We start from the raw sequence: 18,480 nt of genomic DNA, 5'->3' as shown, positions 1-18,480 counted from the left end.
TTAATTTTACTTTTAAAAAAACTTACAGTGGCGTTGCGCCTAATACCTATTTTTTAATTAATACACCCCTTCAGCTAGAGTTCACGCTATAAAACCATATATAACAAGGAGCAGAAAATGAAACTACAGCAACTTCGTTACATTAATGAAATAAAAAAAAATGGGTATAACATATCTCTTACATCACATCAGCTATATACGTCTCAGCCCGGTATCAGTAAACAAGTTTCACTTTTAGAGGATGAACTGGGCGTGAAAATTTTTGATCGACAAGGTAAACACTTATCTGGTCCTACAAATGTCGGTAAGGAAATCCTAAACGAAGCCATTAAAATCTTAGAGATTGAGGATAGAATCAAGGCTATTTCATCCGAAGTTACATCCCCAAAAAAAGGGAAACTCAATATCTTTACAACTAACGCCATTGCAAATTTCATACTACCTAAAAGCGTCCGTTACTTACTGACAAGCTACCCAAATGTGTCTCTGCACATGTCGACAATCGAACCAAGTCATCTTAATAATTCCTTGCCGGCTGGACCCGGTGATATTGCGATTGTGGCTCAGGATATTGAAGAGATGACAGGCCTAACGGTACTCCCAGTTTACAAGTGGTCATTGAGCTTAATTATCCCTTCTGAACATCCACTATCAAAGACACACACATTAACCCTTGAACAAATAGCAAAAGAAAAACTCATTAGCTATGAATTAAAATCAACAGGGCGAATCGCTATAGACAATACGTTTTCTCAACTAGGCCTAACCCCAGATTATATTGTCACAGCAATGGATGTAGAGGTAATAAAAGAATATGTCAGTAAAGGGGTCGGTATTGGTATCATAGCGTCAGTTGCTGCCCACTCAATAGATGATTCTTTTACCGTACGCTCATTAGAAGGATTTTTTCCCGATTGTTACGCATGGCTTTGTTTTGGTAAAAACGTGTATTTGCAGACATACATGTATGATTTTATCGAAAAGCTTGCACCACACCTCACAAAAGTAGTGATTGAACAAACCAAGCATATGACTAAGTCGGAAATAATAGATTGGTTTAAGACTGTCCCTCTACATACTTATAAGTAACAACCATTACCCTCTCAAGTCATTAAGAATGTGACACATAACCTCCAACTGTTTATTATATGCAAAAATTTGCACTACTATCTATTTTTTATGAGATATGTTCGTATTCAAGAAAATCTTAGATACGTTACTTCAACAACGTCTCATACGTTAAATTAGGAGCTCACCATGACTAAAGTTGCCATAATTACAGGATCTAGCCGCGGTATCGGGAAAAAAATTTCTCACTATTTCGCTCAGGAAGGATACTCTTTAATTTTAATGTCCTTGAATAAGCTGAATCTTGAACAGGCAAAAGTAGAAATAAACACACTCTTTCCATCGTGCAACGTAGAAGTAGTGCCTATCGATTTCAACGTCCCGTCCGAGGTAGAAGCAACAATCACATCAATCATCAAAAAAAATAAAAACATTGAGGTCATGGTCAATAGCGCTGGTATTTTGGCAGCAGGCAACACTAAACTACCTTTAGTCAAACTTTCTGAATTAATGAATGTAAACCTACTGTCTACCATCACTGCTTGTAATATCGTTGCAGAACAAATGAAAAAACAAAGGTTTGGAGAAATATATAACATCGGTTCCACTGCAGGTTTGACGCCAGTCCCCAAAATAGCCGCTTATGCAGCTTCAAAAGCGGCCATTGTCAGTTATAGCGAGTCGCTCTATCATGAGCTTCTCCCATTTGGTGTAAAAGTTTGTTGTTTATGCCCAAGTGTCGTAAACACAGACATGACTAACGATGGTCGAATTGATAATAAATTAAAAATTGAAACTCAAGATTTAACAAAAGCACTCGATTTTATTCGAAGCTTATCTTCTGCGGCAGCCGTAAGCACACTCTCCATACGCTGTCGTATCATAGACTTAGAGTAATAAAGAACGTTCAGAGAAACTCTAACACCTTTAATACCATACTTAACATCACTGTAGTGGTCTATAACGGCCATCGTTCGACTATAAAAAGTTAGAGTAACCTGGGAGGTCTACACCAATATTCCTAGACACTGAATTAAGTGATCACTAACGACTTAAACAACGACGTCTAAGGAAACTAGAATCCTTAAATTAAAAGGAGATGCAACAAAACTAGCAGAGAAAGTGAGAAGGGCTGTGGCAACAAGACAGCTTTATTTACATGAATATCAAATCGACGCTTGGTGAAAGAATTCGAAGGAAGACTCTAAACTAATCAGCAAGAGCGAGGAGCTAGCAGCAGATGCTGCCAAGCTCAAACGGCAGCTAATCGAATGGGCAGAAGAACTAGAAACTGGACAAAGAGCCACCACCATCCTCGAAAAACTCTAAAGTAAGGTATCGGTTAATGCGGGGGTCTCTCCTACTGGAGCAGATTAAAACCAATAGCTTCTAAATGACTGACCTATGAAATAGGCCAATCATCATACTTATATTTACTCATCACGTATTGATGATTACATGAAGTTAGACTGATAGTAACGAGTTACTCGACCACATATTTTTATTAAGCGGAAAAGCCACCGTCGATCATCAAATCAGCACCAGTGATGTAACCCGCTTCTGAGCTAGCGACGAATGCTACTAAGCTAGCAATCTCCTCCACTTGACCATAACGACCAAGTGCACCGATAGCTTTTACAGGCTCTGAAGTATCGCCATTGTCTGGGTTTAAGTCAGTATCGACCGGACCAGGTAAAATGTTGTTGACCGTAATACCTCTAGGGCCGAGATCGCGAGAGAGACCTTTGGCCAATCCGGTTAGTGCAGACTTGCTCATTCCATATATAGAACCGCCAGCAAAAGGAATACGCTGAGCATTAGTACTACTGATATTAATTATTCTGCCATGATTATTCATATGCTTCGAGGCTTCATGAATAGCTACAAATACACTTCGTACGTTAGTATTGATGGTCTTGTCCCAATCATCCATCGTCAAATTTTCTATATTATCCCAGATAAGCGTACCTGAATTGTTTACGACAACATCAATCTTACCAAGTTGCTTGATGGTTTCACTGATTGCATTTCTGATATCTTCCGGCTTCGTGCTATCCGCTTTTATCGCGATAACTTTACCACCTTTTGAAATTAAGCTATCAGCAAGGTCTTTTGCTTTACCCTGGGATGACACAAACGTAAAAGCAACAGACGCGCCCTCTAAAGCCAATCTCTCAACAATCGCAGCACCAATACCGCGACTGCCGCCTTGGATAAATGCAACCTTACCTTTAAATCTATTTAAGTTGTTCATTATGTTTGCCTTAATTAAAAGTAGTCAATGTGAATCATCTTTTTAATGTCTGCATCATAACCGATTAAATCTCAATTATTAAGTCCTTAAAGTTAAAATCAAAAAGTCCCTATAGGAACTAATTGTAAATACAAAGTCAGCTTATAGAAGTTTGTCACTTGGTTATCGTAGCGAAGTTAAGCAATTTTGCCCAAGTTACTAGAATTAACATCCAAGTTCGAGTCATTCGATTTATCGCTCACCTTTAATCGTCGCCCTACTGATTTTATCAGTAACGGGGTGCTCCTGTGACTCGAGCTAGCTACTTAGATAAGAGCATTAGGAAAGGAGCGATCATTTTTATCTAGATAAAAACGCCTTACATTCTACCTAAAATAAGAGTAAATCAGATATTTTAGGTGTCATTGTTTTTAGTTAGATCAACGATATTGAGGCCACTATCAAAGTTTGATAGTGGCCTCAATCATCATAAAACCTACATACTAGCTAACAATATTTACATTTGTCTTAGGTATCGCGCAGCAAGCTAGGGCCATTCCTTTCGCCTTATCACTGTCTTCAATTCCTGGGGCATCGGGCTGGTAAACCTCTCCTGATTTCACAGTGACTTTGCAGGCGCCGCAGAAACCAGCTCTGCAGTTATTCGAAATAGAAAGCCCTGCTGCTTCAGCTTGCTCCAGAACGGTGCGCTGGTTGCTTCCTTCAAACACGACACCATCAAGGTTGATTTGAACCCTTTTCTCGCTCCCGTCCGCCACTCTTGCAACGCCAAATGTCTCTTGATGGTACTGTTCTTCGGGCAGCCCACTCTCTATCATCAAGCGCTTTACACTCTCCATGAAACCACTAGGACCACATACAAAAACTTGACGTTTGTGAAACTCTGAAATTTGATTTAAATGAGTACGACTAAAATGCCCCTTTTCGCCTAGCCAATCAGTTGATGGCTCGCTAAGGGCTAGAGTCACAGTGACATTGGCGTGTTGTTTTTCTAGCATAAGGAGCTCTTCCATGAATGGAATATCCGCTTTCGTCAAACATTGATGATAAAACGCAATATCACGCGTGTCTCGTTGGTCTGTCAAATACCGAAGCATAGCGATCATGGGCGTCACACCGCTACCGGCAGAAAGCAGCAACAGCGGCTCATTCGATTCTTTAGTAATATGAAAAGTGCCTTTGGGTTGATCCGCAATAATGGTATGGCCAACTTGTAAGTGGTTGAACAACCAGTTGGAAACTTCACCACCATGGACTCGTTTCACTGAAATCGACAAACGTTCTGGCCGAGAGGGGCTAGATGACAGCGTATACATTCGTTTGGTCAGTTTGCCATTAATCATGAGCTCAATAGGAAGATGTTGCCCCGCTTTATACTCAGGCACCATGCCGCTTTTGGGCTCAAACCAAAATGTCTCGAAACTTCTTGCCACTGATTCTCTTTCAACGCAAATCAACTCTTGTTTTTTGGCATCGAGATCTTCATAAAACTCCTTGGATTTATACTCAAGTACTTCGATAGCATCATTGATGGAGACAACACCTTCGTTTTTCGCTACAAGGTTTTGCCCGAAAAATATTTTGCCTTGCTCGTTGGCTCTAAAGCGCGAAAAGGTCGTCAATGGCTCTTTACTGTTCCTAAACTCTCCATTTTCCAGATCAAGTGTCGTTAAAATGCACCGCTCACACGGCTCTACAATTTCAAATTCGACATCACCTATTTTGATACGCTTCCATGAGTCTTCGATAAAAGGTTCGTCTGATTGCACCACCAGGTTGGTACGAAACTGTTCCATGGTGTGAACTTCGCTGCTGCGTCTATTTAGCTCCGCTAATGAGCCAGAGCTAATAAGCAAAACAGGAAATCCGTCGGCAAAGCTCACATTATGACCAAGATTTTCTTTCACACGCTTAGATTGCTCGCCAGTAAACAGTAACTCAACTCGCTTCCCAATTACTTGGCTAAACCAGTCATTCGCTTCATCGGTTGTTGTGTAGGCTGAAAAGCTGTCCCTCCAAACACTGGCATCTGTCGCCTGCATTTTGAAGGTAGAGTAGTGTAATTTTAGTGCCGCCAGCCCAGGGTAAGAAAAAATGACACCGGTTGGCATTAGACTAGAACTCACCTTCACCATATTTGGATACTGGCGCGCCGTCACCATGGTTGGGTATTTAGCCGAGGCGGAGACATCATCACCAGTTAACGCCAACATAAAGCGACGATCAAAAACAAGGCCTTGCTTTTCGACCCATGAAGAAGAGAGAGAAAGCCCGCCAATGGATTTGACTGGATAGATATTAACTTGGGAAAGTACGGTAGGATTTACCACAATGTCACCCTTTATTATTGTGTTGACTTATTGAACCGAAAGGAACTGTTTTAACGACCTAACAAGGCAGATGGTTTATCTTGTCGCTACGAAGATTACCTCGCGGACTTAAGCATGAAGCGCATCGAAACCAACGCATTCAATACCATTTTTTCTTAGCCAGAGAGAAAACTCATCGCTGGTTAAAATCTTCCACTCTTCAACACGAGCATGAGCATAGCTAGAGATTTCCTCTAGCTCTTCAGTTAGCGTCCTTGCTGGGTGGCACATTAATTCAATCGTACTGTTAGGCATGCTGTCTTGATAAGCCAGCAATACTGCTTTGAGGTATTCAATATTGACACCTTCAGCATGAAAGCCCATATCAAACGCATCTGGGGTAGGAACCGACAGTAAACTTTGACCCTGTATAAAGCTATCAATACGCCTAACTGGAAGACCTATTTCATTCGCTGCCTGCGTGAAACCTATCTTAAGAGGACGGTAGGCACCAGCAAAATGGTGGCTATCGATATGATTAATATTAAATCCCGCGTCTAAAGCCGCTTGATATTGCGCCATACACTCTCTAAAGACTTCATCAGAAGACACATCAGATTTATTAAACAGGGCCTTTCTATCAAAAAAATGACCATTCTCGTCAACCAGTGTTGGAATTAATTTAGGGGACGATATTGATTTACCTGATGTCACTGTAAAATGCAGTCCAACTTCATGAATAAGACCACGCTGATAGAGTTGTGACGCGTGAGATACACCAGGTTGGTTCATCATTATGGTGGTCGATTTTACGGTCCCGGCGCGAAAACAATCAGCGATACCCAAGTTTACAGATTCCGTCAGACCGAAATCATCAGCGTTTAATATAAGTTTCATCGTATCTTGTCCAATTTATAAATAATCAATTCTTGTAACGTATCTATAAGACCCGACGTCTATTTTAAACATCTCACACAACAACTTTGCGTTTGTTGATTGAGTAAAATTTAACACTTCGCCCATGACCCATTACAAAAATTACTCTATAATAGCTAAAAGCTTCTGACAAACGAACAAAACTTCAATATAAATTAACTAGAGTAATGCATGAACTTAGTGACCAATCAACAACAACAGCTTTCTCTTCTTCATACTTTTAGCGTTGCAGCGCGCCACTTGAGTTTTACCCAAGCAGCAGAGGAGCTCTTTATTACTCAAAGCGGAGTCAGTCAGAGAATAAAAAAACTGGAAATACAGCTTCAATTCAATCTGTTTATTCGAAAGACCCGAAAGCTAGAGCTCACCCCAGAGGGGCAAAGAGTTCTGAGTGTTTTAAACTCATCATTTGAGTCCATATTTTCCACCCTCTCTGACATTCAAACCGGAGAGCTGACTGGTAGCTTACATATAGCCACATCACCTTATTTCGCCTCTGCTTGGCTGATCCCGAGACTCCCCTCACTTCGTCAGCAATACCCACACTTAAGCATCAAGCTGCAAACCAAACAAAACCAATCTGATTTTGAATTTGAGCCATACGATGTAGCTATTTTTTATAGTAAAGGAGAATACCCAAATCACTACAGTGAGCGTTTATTTTCTGGAAAGAGAACACCTGTGTGCAGTGCTGACTACGCCGAGGAGCATTGTCTTAACAATGGAATCAATACTCTATCAGACGTTAATTTTATCCATAGAGGGGATACAAGTGCGTGGCAGTATTGGTTAGATGAGATAAGTGTAGGCATCGACTGCGAAAAGCGATGTGATTTCTATAGTGATAACAGACTGGCGATGGAAGCAGCGGAATTATCACTCGGTGTGTTTCTTGCTCGATTAGAATTTGCGCTGCCTTTAATTCAAGCGGGTAAGTTAGTCGCGCCATTTCCACATATTGAATCAGGAAAAGGCTACGATTTGGTTTGCCCTAAAGGAATGGAAACCAGAGCGAAGTTCCAAGCGTTTTCTCGCTGGGTACATTCTGAGATAGACAACGGATAAAGAGTTCTCGTTATATTGCTACATAACCGAGTACAAATTATAAGCAGTTCAAATATAAAAATACCCTAGAGTGGCTCTAGGGTACGAATTAACAATGATAGGCAATCTACGACAGTAATCAAGACTGCATTGTCAACAAAACTTAGCTCTCGTTTTGTAAGTTATTTTTTGTTAAAAAAATCAATAACTAGATCTTCAACCTGGACTGGACACTCCTCCATCAACCAGTGACCACATGACTCCAACACATGACCTTGAACATCATTAGCATATTCTTTCATTTGATTAAATTGAGTCGCTCCTAAACTGCCTTGACCATTACCTGATATCGTCAGAATCGGCATTTTCAACAAGTTATTCTCTGATAGATTGTCATTTTGAATCACAGATTCAGGAAGTGCTCTGTAATACTCAAAAGCAGCGTTTAGAGTTTGAGGTTTTTTATAAGATTCCGCATACATACCGAACAGTTCATCTGAAAATGCATTCTTATTCTCTGCATGCTCAAGAATGAAGTGCTTAAAAAACTTATCTTCATTGCCTGATATAAGTGATTCAGCCAATTCGTTTTTCGCAGAGAAAAAGCTAAAGTGCCACGCGGTCGACTCTCCCTGAGGAGTATAAGCTGGGAACGTGTATATTAAGTCGCTTGGTACGATGGTCTCCAGTAGAGCGACCTTATCAATATCATTCTGATGTTGAGCTAGCATAGGATATGTGACCCAGCCACCAATATCATGAGCTATGACATTGAATTTATCATCCGGGCTAAAGGTCTTAGCTAAAGAATGGATATAAGGTGATACGTCCTGCCCTGTATAAGTGGAGTCTAGCGGCTCAGATAAACCAAGACCTGGAAGATCCATAGCAATAACTTGGTAATCTTCTGCTAATTTAGGCATTAACTGGTGCCATTCGTACCATGACTGAGCAAAGCCATGGACCATTACCAATAAAGGCCCTTCCCCTCCAATTACATAATGAAGCTTCACTCCGTTAACTTCTTTAAAGCTGCTTTCAAAACCAGAAGGAATTGGAAACTCACTGTCCGCTTGACTCTGCTCATTACCCGCAAAAGCCATTGAGGAAAGTAAAATGCCCGATGCGACTAAAAGTGTTTTCTTCCATTTTTTCATAAAGTTAAATCATCTCATAACGTGTTAAGTCGATATGCACTTAAAGTTAATGGCATACCGAAGCAGGGCGCAAAATGTGTCATGATGTTTCAGAGCAGTCAACAGGACATTTCTTAACAAATTAGAGTAACGCCTTCATTTCGCGCACTAATCCTCCCAACAGCCACCAAAGAAAAATTGAATATAAAAAACATTAAAAACAATAACTTAACTAGTTTCATTCTATTTCTGATTTGGCGACCGATACCTCTAAATAACACATTAAGTCCCAATTGGAATATCTATTAATAAACATTAAGACTTAATTGAATTCATTTTATCCGTTATTATGCTGTCCAAGTTGATAATTAAATTTAAACGACTACAGATATCTTTTGGTGAGATTTAAGGTTCCATGTGACAACGAATAAACCCAACTGCCGCTTCTGTCATAAGAGTGACAGTGTCATAAAGCATGGTTATGGCCCCAATGGCCATCAACGATTTCGCTGTCTTGCTTGCCGCCGTACCTTTCAAGTGAATTATTGTTACGAGGCCTGCAAACCAGGAATTCGAAATAGGATTATTGAAATGACCGCACAAAACCATGGAAAGCGAGAAACCAGTCGTCATTTACACGTTGCCTACAACACAGTTCTAAGCACATGTCATCGGGTAAGAAAAAAGTCTCCACCCTTTGATAATACGAATTCTGATACGTTGCCGAATTCAATCACATTGAAAACGGCATTTTTATTGGATAAAAAACAACATTTTTGTGCCACTTTTCCAACACTTGGACTTAGGGCTCTAACAACAACCAATATCGACGGTACGTAATTACCGCATATTAATAATTTGAGTTGAAACAATGAAAAAACAAAGCTTGTTTATCTTTGCTCTATCTTTAGCCGTTTTTGGCGTTATCACGACAGAGCTTGGTATTATTGGTCTCCTTCCACAAGTCATGAAAGACTTCAATATTGATGTACAAGAAGCTGGTCTATTAGTCAGTGTCTACGCTATTGTCGTCGCGGTGAGTGGCCCCTTTATTACGTTAATGATGTCTGGATGGAATAGAAAGCATGTTCTAGTCGGCATTTTGTCTCTATTCGTTGTCTCTAACCTTGTGTACGCTATGACGCAAGATTACACAACCATGATGATATTTCGCGTTCTACCGGCGTTAGTACATGCTGTATTCTTTTCTGTCGCTTTAGTGGTTGTCACATCAATGGTTCCAGTTGAAGAACAAAGCAACGCCGCTGCTAAAGTTTTTGGTGGAGTAGCCGTAGGATTAGTCTTTGGTATTCCGATTAGTGCTTTTCTTGCTGAAGAATATTCTCTCGCTTATGCCTTTTACTTTGGTTTAGCCGCTTGCGCCATTGCGTTAGTGAGTGTGATGTTCTTGATGGAAAGTGCTCCCGTTAAGGAAAAAATGTCATTCGGCTCTCAAGTAACTATCTTACGCAGCAAATCAATGTGGTTGTCATTATTCACCGTTATATTCATCTTTGCAGCGATGTTTTCTTCGTACAGTTTTATTACTCAATACTTAAGTACTGTAACGAATATGAACGGTACGTGGATTAGTGCAATGCTGATGGTGTTTGGTATCTTTGGTATCTTTGGAAACTTCATTTTTGGTAAGCTACTCAGTAAAAATATTCTTAAAACAGTGATGCTGTACCCTATAATATTCGGTCTTACCTTCATAATTGTTTACTTCATGGGGTTCTCATTCTACTTTATGATCGGCATGGTCGCGTTTTGGGGTGCAGTGCATTCTGCAGGATTGATCGTGAGCCAGACATGGATAATGGAAAATGCAGGTGATTCAAAAGTATTTGCAAATAGCCTCTTTGTGTCTTTTTCTAACTTAGGAATTACTCTTGGCTCAGTTATCGCGGGATGGTTTATCTCTCAATTCGGCGTAGAAAATCTATTTTTATCAAGCTTAGTCTTTACGATGTTAGCATTAGTTAGCATCTTACTTAACCAGAAGAAAAGTTCAGATCTCAAACTTTCAAAAGTGAATTAGTCTATGAAAATGCGGCTTTCGTGACTAGAGCCTTAATCACGAAAGCCTGCATTATTTTTGAGTTTCCATCCCCCAAACAGCTGTTCAGATCGTAGGGGCTTGTTTATTTCTCCTGAATTACGTACAAAGCCCTTTCAAGATCCTATCTTCACCACCGTTTATGTTTTTTCATCTGTGACATAACGTTTGAAAGCCTAACTAATTGATGTTAAACATGCGGCTTAAAAAATAACAACAAAGATCCTTCAATGGATCTGCTCTTTTGCCTACTGGCTAGGACCTCTATGACAGAAAACACTCAACACCTTCAACGCTCCTCGATTGAGTTACACGAGTTTACACGTACCGACATCTGGAGCGGCTTCACCCAACTTTTGCCTCTCTCTATGTTTGTGATCGTATTTGGTTTCGCATTCGGTGTCGCTGCAGTACAAACTGGACTGAATTCTTTTCCAACTATGTTAATGAGCACACTTGTTTTTGCAGGTGCTTCACAGTTTGCTACGTTGGATATGTGGGGAGCAGAAGTCCCCCTTATTCCAGTTCTTATTACCGTATTTGCGATCAATGCTCGCCACCTTTTGATGGGGGCCACGCTATATCCTTAGTTACGTCAACTCCCCCCGACAAAACGATATGGTGTGATGTTGATAGCTTCGGACGCAAACTGGGCAATGGCACTCCATGCCTTTGGAAGGAAGGAACCCGGTTTTGGATTGCTCGTTGGCGGTGGTTTAGCACTTTGGTTATTTTGGATCATCGGCACTTGGGTTGGCATTTACTTTGGCAGCGTAATCCAAGATCCAGTGGGGCTTGGGCTCGATATGGTTATGGGCTGCTTTTTACTTTCCATGGTCGTCGTTGGGCCTAAAAACTCAAGAATCTTTATTATTTGGGCCACAGCAGCGGCATCTTCAATATTGGCATATTGGTATTTACCTGAAAACAGCCATGTTGTTGTTGGTGCTATTTCTGGTGGGGTGTTGGGTGCTTGTTGGAAGGAGAAGAAATCATGAGTATTGAAACAAATGTTGGTGGTACTTTATTGATAATCATTGCAATGGCATTGGTCACATTAGCTACACGCTGGGGTGGTGTATATGTCATGTCATTTGTTCCAATTAGCGAGCGTGTTCAACGTTTTATTACAGCGATGTCAGGTTCTGTATTAGTCGCCCTTCTCACACCTCTTGCCGTAGAAGGTGACAACGGAGCTAGAGCTGCACTCTTTTCTACAGCTGTCGTCATGTTCGTCATCAAAAAACCTCTACCAGCAATCGCAGCAGGAATCATTGCCGCGGCGGCAGTACGATCTTTGTAGCCATTACCACTACTACGAAACTCCCCAAATAGCTAAACCACATCTGCGCCTTGGTCACATCTTTCGATGCTATCAAGGCTTACCCAATACCTGAAAGTGACGGATATAAACCAAGTGATCTGCACCAGTCTGACTGGTGCAGATCAGTATGACGGTTGTTCATTATTGTTACAACCCAATAGAGATAGAGTGGTCAAAGAAATAAAAATAATTTTGTTAAAAAAGCTCATAATCTAATCGCCTATACATAACAATTCCATTACAGTAGCGACATGATACTTGTCTGAAACTTCTCGAGCAAGTGAGTCTACCCCTGCTTTTCCAGTTGGTTATTACAATCCACATCACCCACATCAATATAACAATGGATTTACACAGAATTAGTCAAGTCTATAACCCCATCGGCCACTGCAATACGTATACCCAAACTAGTAGTAAGGTCGTCCACACCAACAAAAACGCCAAGCTAAAAGGCAACATTAATGACATCAGGGTACCTAATTTAGCCTCCTTATCGTAATCTTGTGCGGCCGCTAAAATTAACCCGAGATAGCCAAACAGTGGGCTAATAATGTTGGTGACTGAGTCTCCAATCCGAAACGCCGCCTGTGTCACTTCTAGTGGAATGCCGACATAGAACAATGAAGGGATCAATACGGGCGCTATCATGCTCCATTGAACAATCGGAGATCCCATAAAGATATTCAGAAAGGCACACAAAATAACGACCAATAAGAGAATTATTGCTGGATGTAGTTGTACCTCTGTCACTAAGCTACTCATCGACATGGCTAATACACCCGACAACTGGCTGAGCTTGAAGAGGTAGATCATCTGCGACGCAACAAAGATGATCAGTAAAAACACTCCAAGTTGGCTCATGCTTTTTTGACAAGCATTCAGCAGATCGCGCTCGCACTTGAAGCTTCCAGAGAGGTAGCCATAGGCTAATCCACTTAAACCAAATGTAACGGCAATAATAATAGGTAGTCCACGCATCACTTCGCTGCGTCCTAAAGGTTGGCCTTCGTATGGGGCTAGCCAGCCGTTGGGTAGGACGGTTGAAAGTACAACAAACACGGCAACCATGACGAATACAACGGCTGCGGCCCACATGGCTTTGTCATTATTGGCAGCTTTGTTGTTATCGAAATCATAGCTGTCAGTGAACCTTTGTTCAGGCGTAGCATAATGGCATGCGAATCGACTTTGACGCTTTTCAACGATATTAATCGAAACAAACGAGCCTACTAAAACGAGAGCGAATACGCTGGCACTCATAAAAAAATAGTTAGCCAGAGGGCTGACGATAATAGTCGGATCAATCAGTTGAGCAGCAGAGGTCGTGATGCCTGCAATCACAACGTCATAAGTGGTTAAGAATACGGTGGCGTGAGTTCCCCCTGCTACCCCCGCAAATGCGGTGGCAAGCCCAGCAAGCGGCGGGCGATTGGCGGCTTGGTATGCTCGACAAGCCAAGGGGATGAGTACAATATAGCCTACAGAACCGACGACATTCGATAAAATGCCCAAGATCATGATGCTTACTGTCAGCTGCCACTTGCCGGTTTTACTGACTAACCGCTGAACGGAGTAACTGATGAGGCCAGAAGAGTCCGCCAAGCCAATTCCAATGGTGGCAATAATGACGACGCCTAATGGTGGGAAGCTGATGAACTCTTTGACGCTGCCACCGAGCCAAGTTCTTACCGCCTCTAAAGACAACAGGTTGTTGACGTGTTCAATGTTTCCACCGGGCAGTGTGTAAGAGACTTGGGCGTTGGACGTGAAGAATGAGGTTACTATGATTATCAACGACAACCATAGAAACAAGAAGACAGGATGGGGAAGTTTATTTCCCCATCGCTCTAACTTATCAAAAAATGTATTTGGCATCAGGTTAGAAAGCGTAATTCAAGCCAGCGTAATACGTTCGGCCTTGAATGACTTCGGTATAAGTCTCAGGGCTTGATACATCTTCATCCATCACGTTGTTGACACCGAGTTTCAGTTCCAGTTCCTCCATTAGGGTATGACGCATGCCAATATCAAAGGTTGTGTATGGGTCAGAGACATCATTGTTACCGAGCTCACCACGTACTTCACTGCGGTAATGGGCTCTTGCAAACAGATCGGTATCGTAAGTGACATACCAATTGGCTTTTACTGAAGCTTCATGTTCAGAGGTGCCGACAAGGCGTTCGCCGCTTGTGTCGTCTGTCGCATCAAGGTAAGTATATGAAGCGTCAAATCCAACGTGCTTGAACTGGTGTTCGGCATACAACTCTAAGCCTTTGAGCGTCGCTTTATCCACATTGATAAACGTATAGTAGCCGTCGCTCCCATTGGAGCTTTCAACTTGCTGAATAATGTCGTCAACGCGGTTATAGAATACGGTGGCGTTAGCAGAGGTGGCTTCGTTGGCATAGTAGGCGCCAATTTCACTGAAGGTGCCGGTTTCTGCTTTGAGATCTTGGTTGCCATAGACGTTACAAGCCGCGGGTCTATCAGGGCAAGCTGGGCCGCTGGCTGGCGCGGTATAAGACGGTGAGATCTGTGCCATGGTCGGTGCTTTGAATGCGGTTCCAGCGCCGGCTTTTAAGCTCCAGTTGTCGGTTAAACCTTGTGTGATGTATCCACGATAAGTAAATTCACTGTCAAACAGGGAGTCATGATCAAAACGTCCACCGAGTGTCAGTATGGTCGAATCGGCAACGGCTAAGTTGGTTTCAAGATAAACAGCAGTACTGGTTCTATCGGTAGAGCCTCCTGTAATGCCGACGTTTTCGATTTCGGCATTGCGAGCCTCGGCTCCCACTGTCATTGTATGATCATCGACAAAGAAAACGGCTTGTACATCACCGCCATAGTTTTGTTCGGTGATGTCTGAACTTGGGGTGTCGTATTTAACATCAAAGTCACTGTAGTAGAGGTGGGCATCGACACTCACAAGATACGATTGGTAATCATACCCTAACGTGTAACTTTGGAGTTGACGCTCTTGTTCATACGAGCGGCCACGATACATTGCCGTCCCCGATTGATCCTCATTCGACAGTTGGACTTCCAAGTCAATCGTGTGTTGGTCGTTCAGCGCATAATCAAAAGAGTTCACTAAATTGTAATTTTCTTGCGCACGACGTTTAGTGAAGCTCGACTGTTCGGAATAAAAAGATTCGTCGGTGTCTAAATAGTTACCATATACGGTATAACCCAAAGCATCGGTAATAGGGGTTGAAAAATACAGACCATAAATTTGTCCACTACCACCCTTGTCACCTTGGTTGTATTGCCCTTCAACGCTTATCGCACCCTCTGCGGTACCACTGTGCTGACGAGTGATGACATTGACCACACCGCCCATGGTATCGGCACCATATAGAGTGGACATTGGGCCACGAATCACTTCGATATTATCGATAGCAATACTTGGCGTTAGGCTCAATGCATTGTCGCTACCACGCCATAATGCTTCTCGGGTATAAGATCGACGGCTGTTCAATAACACTTGCGTGTAGTCACTATTTAAACCACGAATTCGCACACCACGAGAGCCATTTGCTTGGGTCGACACGCTAACGCCTGGTGCGTCAATAAGCAGATCGCCTACGTCCCCTGTCATCTGATATTTACTCTGCTCTTGAACGTCTATCACGGTCAAGGTTGCAGGGGCTTCTAGTAGACTTGTGTTTTGGCCAGCGTTTGCGGTGACAACCACGGTTTCATCAATTGCCGATTCCGCCATAACAAAAGAAACGGGTATAAAGGTCAGGCTAAACAGACACGGTACAGCATGACTTGATTTGAGTTTTAACATGTAATGACTTCATGGTTTTTAAATGAGGACTGGCCTAGAATATAATGAAAATAAATCTCATTGACAATACCACTCACCATAAAGTTCTTTTGATTATATTCTATTGAAATTTAATATATTTGTGGATAATAATTCAGACTTATTGATAGTTTAAAATGATGTTGAATTGTTTTTTGATTGATAAGTGTGTGATGCCGTATTGCCATACTTTGAATGTATGGCTTAAAGGGTTGTTCCGCAAACAAATGTACTGGTTTTCAGATGCAATTAGGTTGCTAGTGCGTAAAATTGCTCCCAAGCAGATAAGCCTTCAGGATTATCGAGCTTCAATCTCTTTTTAATCGCACTATACCTAGCTTGTTTAACCTTTGACTTTAAGAAGTTAATGATGATCTTATTTCGTTGCTCTTCTTTGACAAAACCACGAGAAGCCTCCACTTTAAAGTAAAGGTGGAGAAGGGTATTTTCGAAAGTAACTTTCAGTAGTTGATGATATGAACATTCAGGCATTGGTAAGGCGATTCACGTCAAGTTCAAGGGCTGATGGGACACTTGTTCAGTTACTGGTTTGCCTTGATTATCATAGACTTTAGGGACTGGCTGAAAAATGACAAAAGACTGATAGAGTGTGACGGCTACCTTAAAAACAAAGCGGCATTGAATTACCTTAAAGCTAGACACTCCTCCATCCACGCATCAACTTCACTTTCAACCCAAGCTACTGCCCTACCCCCCAGACTGATAGACTGAGGAAATTGATCTTCATTCATTTTTCGGTAAATCGCTGAACGGCTAAGGGCGGTCTTTTGCATTACTTCTTTTAGCTTTAGAAATCTCATGGGACGTCCTCCTATGTTATTGGTTCCCATGTGATTACCTGGCACGTAGAAAAATACCGTTTTGTACCTTGTGGTGTTCAATGCCAACTTCAAACCCAGTAACAACAAAAAACACCTGCTGGCTATGCCAGCAAGTGATTCCTTATCATTACAATTGACGATTCGCAGCTGCAAGAGCGTATCTATAAGCGGCATCTTTTCCTGCGGAGCAAGCAGCGACTTTTCTTACCTCAACTTGCTTATCTGTACTTCGTTTATCCACTAGCTCCCAAAGGTCTTGATGAGCTATCGGCTTTTTATTTGCTTTACGCCAATTTCGACGTTTCCAACCATCAAGCCAGTCATTAAAACCATCAACGCAATAGTCACTGCTTGAATAAATAATATCGCCATCACAAGCACGCTCTAGCCCAAAAGCAAGTGCTGATAACTCTGCGTAATTACGGTCTACGATGCTATCAAGGAACAACCAGTCTTCACCCGCTATTCTTTCATAGTCATCGAATACAACCTGCCCTACCCCAGCAGAGAGTCGTCCTCTTCGCTTCTCTACGATGGCTGCTTCTACATAAATTTCTTTTTTCATTTTTATACTCTCCAGAGACTGAAAAGCCGATACATCCTTTGCACCAGCTAATTGTGTTGATTGTTCATTCGTCGCTCTATTGCGATTGCTACATAACAACGGCAAGAGAGTTATTTTTTACCTGTCTCTGGAAATACTCTCCTTCACACCCCGATTCAAAATGCTCTCAGATATATTTCATCAGTACGCATAACCAAACAGATAACCCAAGGAGCTCTTATGCGTAACGCCAACAACCAACACGATTACCCATTTAAAACTTCAGAGTTAAATGAACTGCTAGAACGTGCAGCCGACGCACTGGCTGCAAAATACAAACGTGAAGGCACGTTCACTAACCCAACTAATGTCAAAGAGTACTTAAAACTCAAATTAGGAGCTCATGACCGAGAAGTGTTTGCGGTGATGTTTCTTGATAACCAACATCAATTGATCAGTTTTGAAGAGTTGTTCTTTGGCACCATTGATGCTGCCTCTATTTACCCACGCGAAGTACTCAAAGCAGCACTAAACCATAACGCTGCTGCCGTCGTTTTTGCTCATAACCATCCTTCAGGTATTGCTGAGCCCTCTCAAGCAGATAGACGCATTACACAGCGTTTAGTAGATGCTCTCAAGCTGGTGGATATCCGAGTGTTGGACCACATCGTTGTGGGTGAGGATTATGTGTCATTTGCAGAAAAGGGGTGGATATGAATAAGTTTTCTATCTCTGGGGTAAATGATGAACTCGTTAGTCCCATGCATTGTTTTCTTGAAGCACTTATGTCTGAAAACGTCATCCCCAATACAGTCGAGCGGGTAGCGTTAAACATACGCTCTAAAGATATAAATAGTCGCTTTCAACCAATCGAAATTCAATTAGAGCGAACATCAAGCAAAACACCTTGGCAACTTCGCTTTATTGCCACCTTTGATGTGATGGTTACTGGTAAGCCACAAAAAGAGTTATCGCTGTATTTCAACTTCGCAGGGTGTTGGTTCTACCACCCAGAGATTAAGCAGTGCAACTTACAACGGCCAGAAGTTCAAACCTTACTTGCTAGCTGGCTTAAAGCCATCACTCACACTCTCATCACGCAACCGGCTATCTCAATCAACATCATATCCGTTCGTTAATCCTAACTTAT

The 18,480-nt window shown here is 41.9% G+C and carries 16 protein-coding genes and 2 pseudogenes; 9 read left to right on the top strand and 9 right to left on the bottom strand.

Going from position 1 to position 18,480, the window contains the following annotated elements; translation table 11 throughout:
• Positions 1 to 117: 117 nt before the first annotated feature.
• Together AB4249_RS05235 and AB4249_RS05230 are read left to right on the top strand one after the other, a co-directional pair.
• Complete coding sequence (locus tag AB4249_RS05235; RefSeq protein WP_086714196.1) at positions 118 to 1,089, top strand: LysR substrate-binding domain-containing protein; 972 nt, start codon at positions 118 to 120, stop codon at positions 1,087 to 1,089.
• A gap of 168 nt (positions 1,090 to 1,257) precedes the next feature.
• Complete coding sequence (locus tag AB4249_RS05230; RefSeq protein WP_086714195.1) at positions 1,258 to 1,965, top strand: SDR family oxidoreductase; 708 nt, start codon at positions 1,258 to 1,260, stop codon at positions 1,963 to 1,965.
• A gap of 607 nt (positions 1,966 to 2,572) precedes the next feature.
• On the opposite strand, the gene AB4249_RS05225 is transcribed toward AB4249_RS05230, so the two are convergent.
• The 3 genes from AB4249_RS05225 to AB4249_RS05215 all read right to left on the bottom strand — a co-directional run bounded on the left by AB4249_RS05225 (position 2,573) and on the right by AB4249_RS05215 (position 6,528).
• Positions 2,573 to 3,322, bottom strand: coding sequence for a 3-oxoacyl-ACP reductase family protein (locus AB4249_RS05225; protein WP_086714194.1), 750 nt, complete (start codon positions 3,320 to 3,322; stop codon positions 2,573 to 2,575).
• A gap of 482 nt (positions 3,323 to 3,804) precedes the next feature.
• Positions 3,805 to 5,652, bottom strand: a complete 1,848-nt coding sequence (locus AB4249_RS05220; RefSeq protein WP_102333506.1) for a hybrid-cluster NAD(P)-dependent oxidoreductase — start codon at positions 5,650 to 5,652, stop codon at positions 3,805 to 3,807.
• Between the two features lie 108 nt (positions 5,653 to 5,760).
• The gene (locus tag AB4249_RS05215) at positions 5,761 to 6,528 is read right to left on the bottom strand and encodes a carbohydrate deacetylase (RefSeq protein WP_086714192.1); all 768 of its coding nucleotides are present in this window, start codon (positions 6,526 to 6,528) and stop codon (positions 5,761 to 5,763) included.
• Between the two features lie 210 nt (positions 6,529 to 6,738).
• On the opposite strand from AB4249_RS05215, the gene AB4249_RS05210 reads away from it, so the two are divergent.
• The gene (locus AB4249_RS05210) at positions 6,739 to 7,632 is read left to right on the top strand and encodes a LysR substrate-binding domain-containing protein (protein WP_086714191.1); all 894 of its coding nucleotides are present in this window, start codon (positions 6,739 to 6,741) and stop codon (positions 7,630 to 7,632) included.
• A gap of 161 nt (positions 7,633 to 7,793) precedes the next feature.
• Here AB4249_RS05210 and AB4249_RS05205 read toward each other — a convergent pair whose 3' ends face one another.
• Positions 7,794 to 8,768 carry an alpha/beta fold hydrolase gene (locus AB4249_RS05205; RefSeq protein ID WP_086714190.1) on the bottom strand — a complete coding sequence of 325 codons (975 nt, stop codon included), beginning with the start codon at positions 8,766 to 8,768 and terminating at the stop codon, positions 7,794 to 7,796.
• A gap of 396 nt (positions 8,769 to 9,164) precedes the next feature.
• Between AB4249_RS05205 and AB4249_RS05200 the strand changes: the two genes are divergently transcribed.
• From AB4249_RS05200 to AB4249_RS05185, 4 genes and pseudogenes are all read left to right on the top strand, one after another.
• Entirely contained in the window at positions 9,165 to 9,587 is a 423-nt protein-coding gene (locus AB4249_RS05200) for an IS1-like element transposase (protein ID WP_086714189.1), read from the top strand.
• Between the two features lie 31 nt (positions 9,588 to 9,618).
• Positions 9,619 to 10,788 carry an MFS transporter gene (locus AB4249_RS05195; protein ID WP_086714188.1) on the top strand — a complete coding sequence of 390 codons (1,170 nt, stop codon included), beginning with the start codon at positions 9,619 to 9,621 and terminating at the stop codon, positions 10,786 to 10,788.
• A 284-nt stretch (positions 10,789 to 11,072) separates the two neighbouring features.
• Positions 11,073 to 11,804 (top strand): annotated as a pseudogene (locus AB4249_RS05190) (AzlC family ABC transporter permease).
• Positions 11,801 to 12,109 carry an AzlD family protein gene (locus AB4249_RS05185; RefSeq protein WP_086714187.1) on the top strand — a complete coding sequence of 103 codons (309 nt, stop codon included), beginning with the start codon at positions 11,801 to 11,803 and terminating at the stop codon, positions 12,107 to 12,109. Before AB4249_RS05190 ends, AB4249_RS05185 begins: the two are co-directional and overlap by 4 nt.
• A gap of 390 nt (positions 12,110 to 12,499) precedes the next feature.
• Here the strand turns inward: AB4249_RS05185 and AB4249_RS05180 are convergent, their stop codons facing one another.
• The 5 genes and pseudogenes from AB4249_RS05180 to AB4249_RS05160 form a co-directional block, all read right to left on the bottom strand.
• Positions 12,500 to 14,005, bottom strand: a complete 1,506-nt coding sequence (locus tag AB4249_RS05180; protein WP_102465043.1) for an AbgT family transporter — start codon at positions 14,003 to 14,005, stop codon at positions 12,500 to 12,502.
• Between the two features lie 4 nt (positions 14,006 to 14,009).
• Entirely contained in the window at positions 14,010 to 15,926 is a 1,917-nt protein-coding gene (locus tag AB4249_RS05175) for a TonB-dependent siderophore receptor (protein WP_229647825.1), read from the bottom strand.
• Positions 15,927 to 16,250: 324 nt separating this feature from the next.
• Positions 16,251 to 16,436: pseudogene (locus AB4249_RS05170) on the bottom strand (DUF2913 family protein); the annotation flags it as partial.
• A gap of 152 nt (positions 16,437 to 16,588) precedes the next feature.
• Positions 16,589 to 16,795 (bottom strand): AlpA family transcriptional regulator, encoded by a 207-nt coding sequence (locus AB4249_RS05165; protein WP_102304078.1) that lies wholly within the window; start codon positions 16,793 to 16,795, stop codon positions 16,589 to 16,591.
• A 118-nt stretch (positions 16,796 to 16,913) separates the two neighbouring features.
• Positions 16,914 to 17,351: an RNase H family protein gene (locus AB4249_RS05160; RefSeq protein WP_102465041.1), complete on the bottom strand. Its 438-nt coding sequence runs from the start codon at positions 17,349 to 17,351 to the stop codon at positions 16,914 to 16,916.
• A 219-nt stretch (positions 17,352 to 17,570) separates the two neighbouring features.
• On the opposite strand from AB4249_RS05160, the gene radC reads away from it, so the two are divergent.
• Positions 17,571 to 18,047: a DNA repair protein RadC gene (gene radC, locus AB4249_RS05155; RefSeq protein WP_102333509.1), complete on the top strand. Its 477-nt coding sequence runs from the start codon at positions 17,571 to 17,573 to the stop codon at positions 18,045 to 18,047.
• Positions 18,044 to 18,469, top strand: a complete 426-nt coding sequence (locus AB4249_RS05150; RefSeq protein ID WP_102333510.1) for a DUF2787 family protein — start codon at positions 18,044 to 18,046, stop codon at positions 18,467 to 18,469. The genes radC and AB4249_RS05150 overlap by 4 nt, the downstream gene beginning before the upstream one ends.
• The last annotated feature ends 11 nt before the right edge of the window (positions 18,470 to 18,480 follow it).

Origin of the sequence: Vibrio sp. 10N.261.55.F4, assembly GCF_041470465.1 — a bacterium.
GTDB lineage: Bacteria > Pseudomonadota > Gammaproteobacteria > Enterobacterales > Vibrionaceae > Vibrio > Vibrio crassostreae_C.
Note: the sequence above shows the minus strand (reverse complement) of the source record. Positions and strands in the feature narration are given on the sequence as shown.

Coding starts and splice junctions, on each gene's coding strand:
- AB4249_RS05235 (WP_086714196.1), top strand. CDS start 118: ATGAAACTACAGCAACTTCGTTACATTAATGAAATAAAAAAAAATGGG.
- AB4249_RS05230 (WP_086714195.1), top strand. CDS start 1,258: ATGACTAAAGTTGCCATAATTACAGGATCTAGCCGCGGTATCGGGAAA.
- AB4249_RS05225 (WP_086714194.1), bottom strand. CDS start 3,322: ATGAACAACTTAAATAGATTTAAAGGTAAGGTTGCATTTATCCAAGGC.
- AB4249_RS05215 (WP_086714192.1), bottom strand. CDS start 6,528: ATGAAACTTATATTAAACGCTGATGATTTCGGTCTGACGGAATCTGTA.
- AB4249_RS05210 (WP_086714191.1), top strand. CDS start 6,739: ATGAACTTAGTGACCAATCAACAACAACAGCTTTCTCTTCTTCATACT.
- AB4249_RS05205 (WP_086714190.1), bottom strand. CDS start 8,768: ATGAAAAAATGGAAGAAAACACTTTTAGTCGCATCGGGCATTTTACTT.
- AB4249_RS05195 (WP_086714188.1), top strand. CDS start 9,619: ATGAAAAAACAAAGCTTGTTTATCTTTGCTCTATCTTTAGCCGTTTTT.
- AB4249_RS05185 (WP_086714187.1), top strand. CDS start 11,801: ATGAGTATTGAAACAAATGTTGGTGGTACTTTATTGATAATCATTGCA.
- AB4249_RS05180 (WP_102465043.1), bottom strand. CDS start 14,005: ATGCCAAATACATTTTTTGATAAGTTAGAGCGATGGGGAAATAAACTT.
- AB4249_RS05175 (WP_229647825.1), bottom strand. CDS start 15,926: ATGTTAAAACTCAAATCAAGTCATGCTGTACCGTGTCTGTTTAGCCTG.
- AB4249_RS05165 (WP_102304078.1), bottom strand. CDS start 16,795: ATGGGAACCAATAACATAGGAGGACGTCCCATGAGATTTCTAAAGCTA.
- AB4249_RS05160 (WP_102465041.1), bottom strand. CDS start 17,351: ATGAAAAAAGAAATTTATGTAGAAGCAGCCATCGTAGAGAAGCGAAGA.
- radC (WP_102333509.1), top strand. CDS start 17,571: ATGCGTAACGCCAACAACCAACACGATTACCCATTTAAAACTTCAGAG.
- AB4249_RS05150 (WP_102333510.1), top strand. CDS start 18,044: ATGAATAAGTTTTCTATCTCTGGGGTAAATGATGAACTCGTTAGTCCC.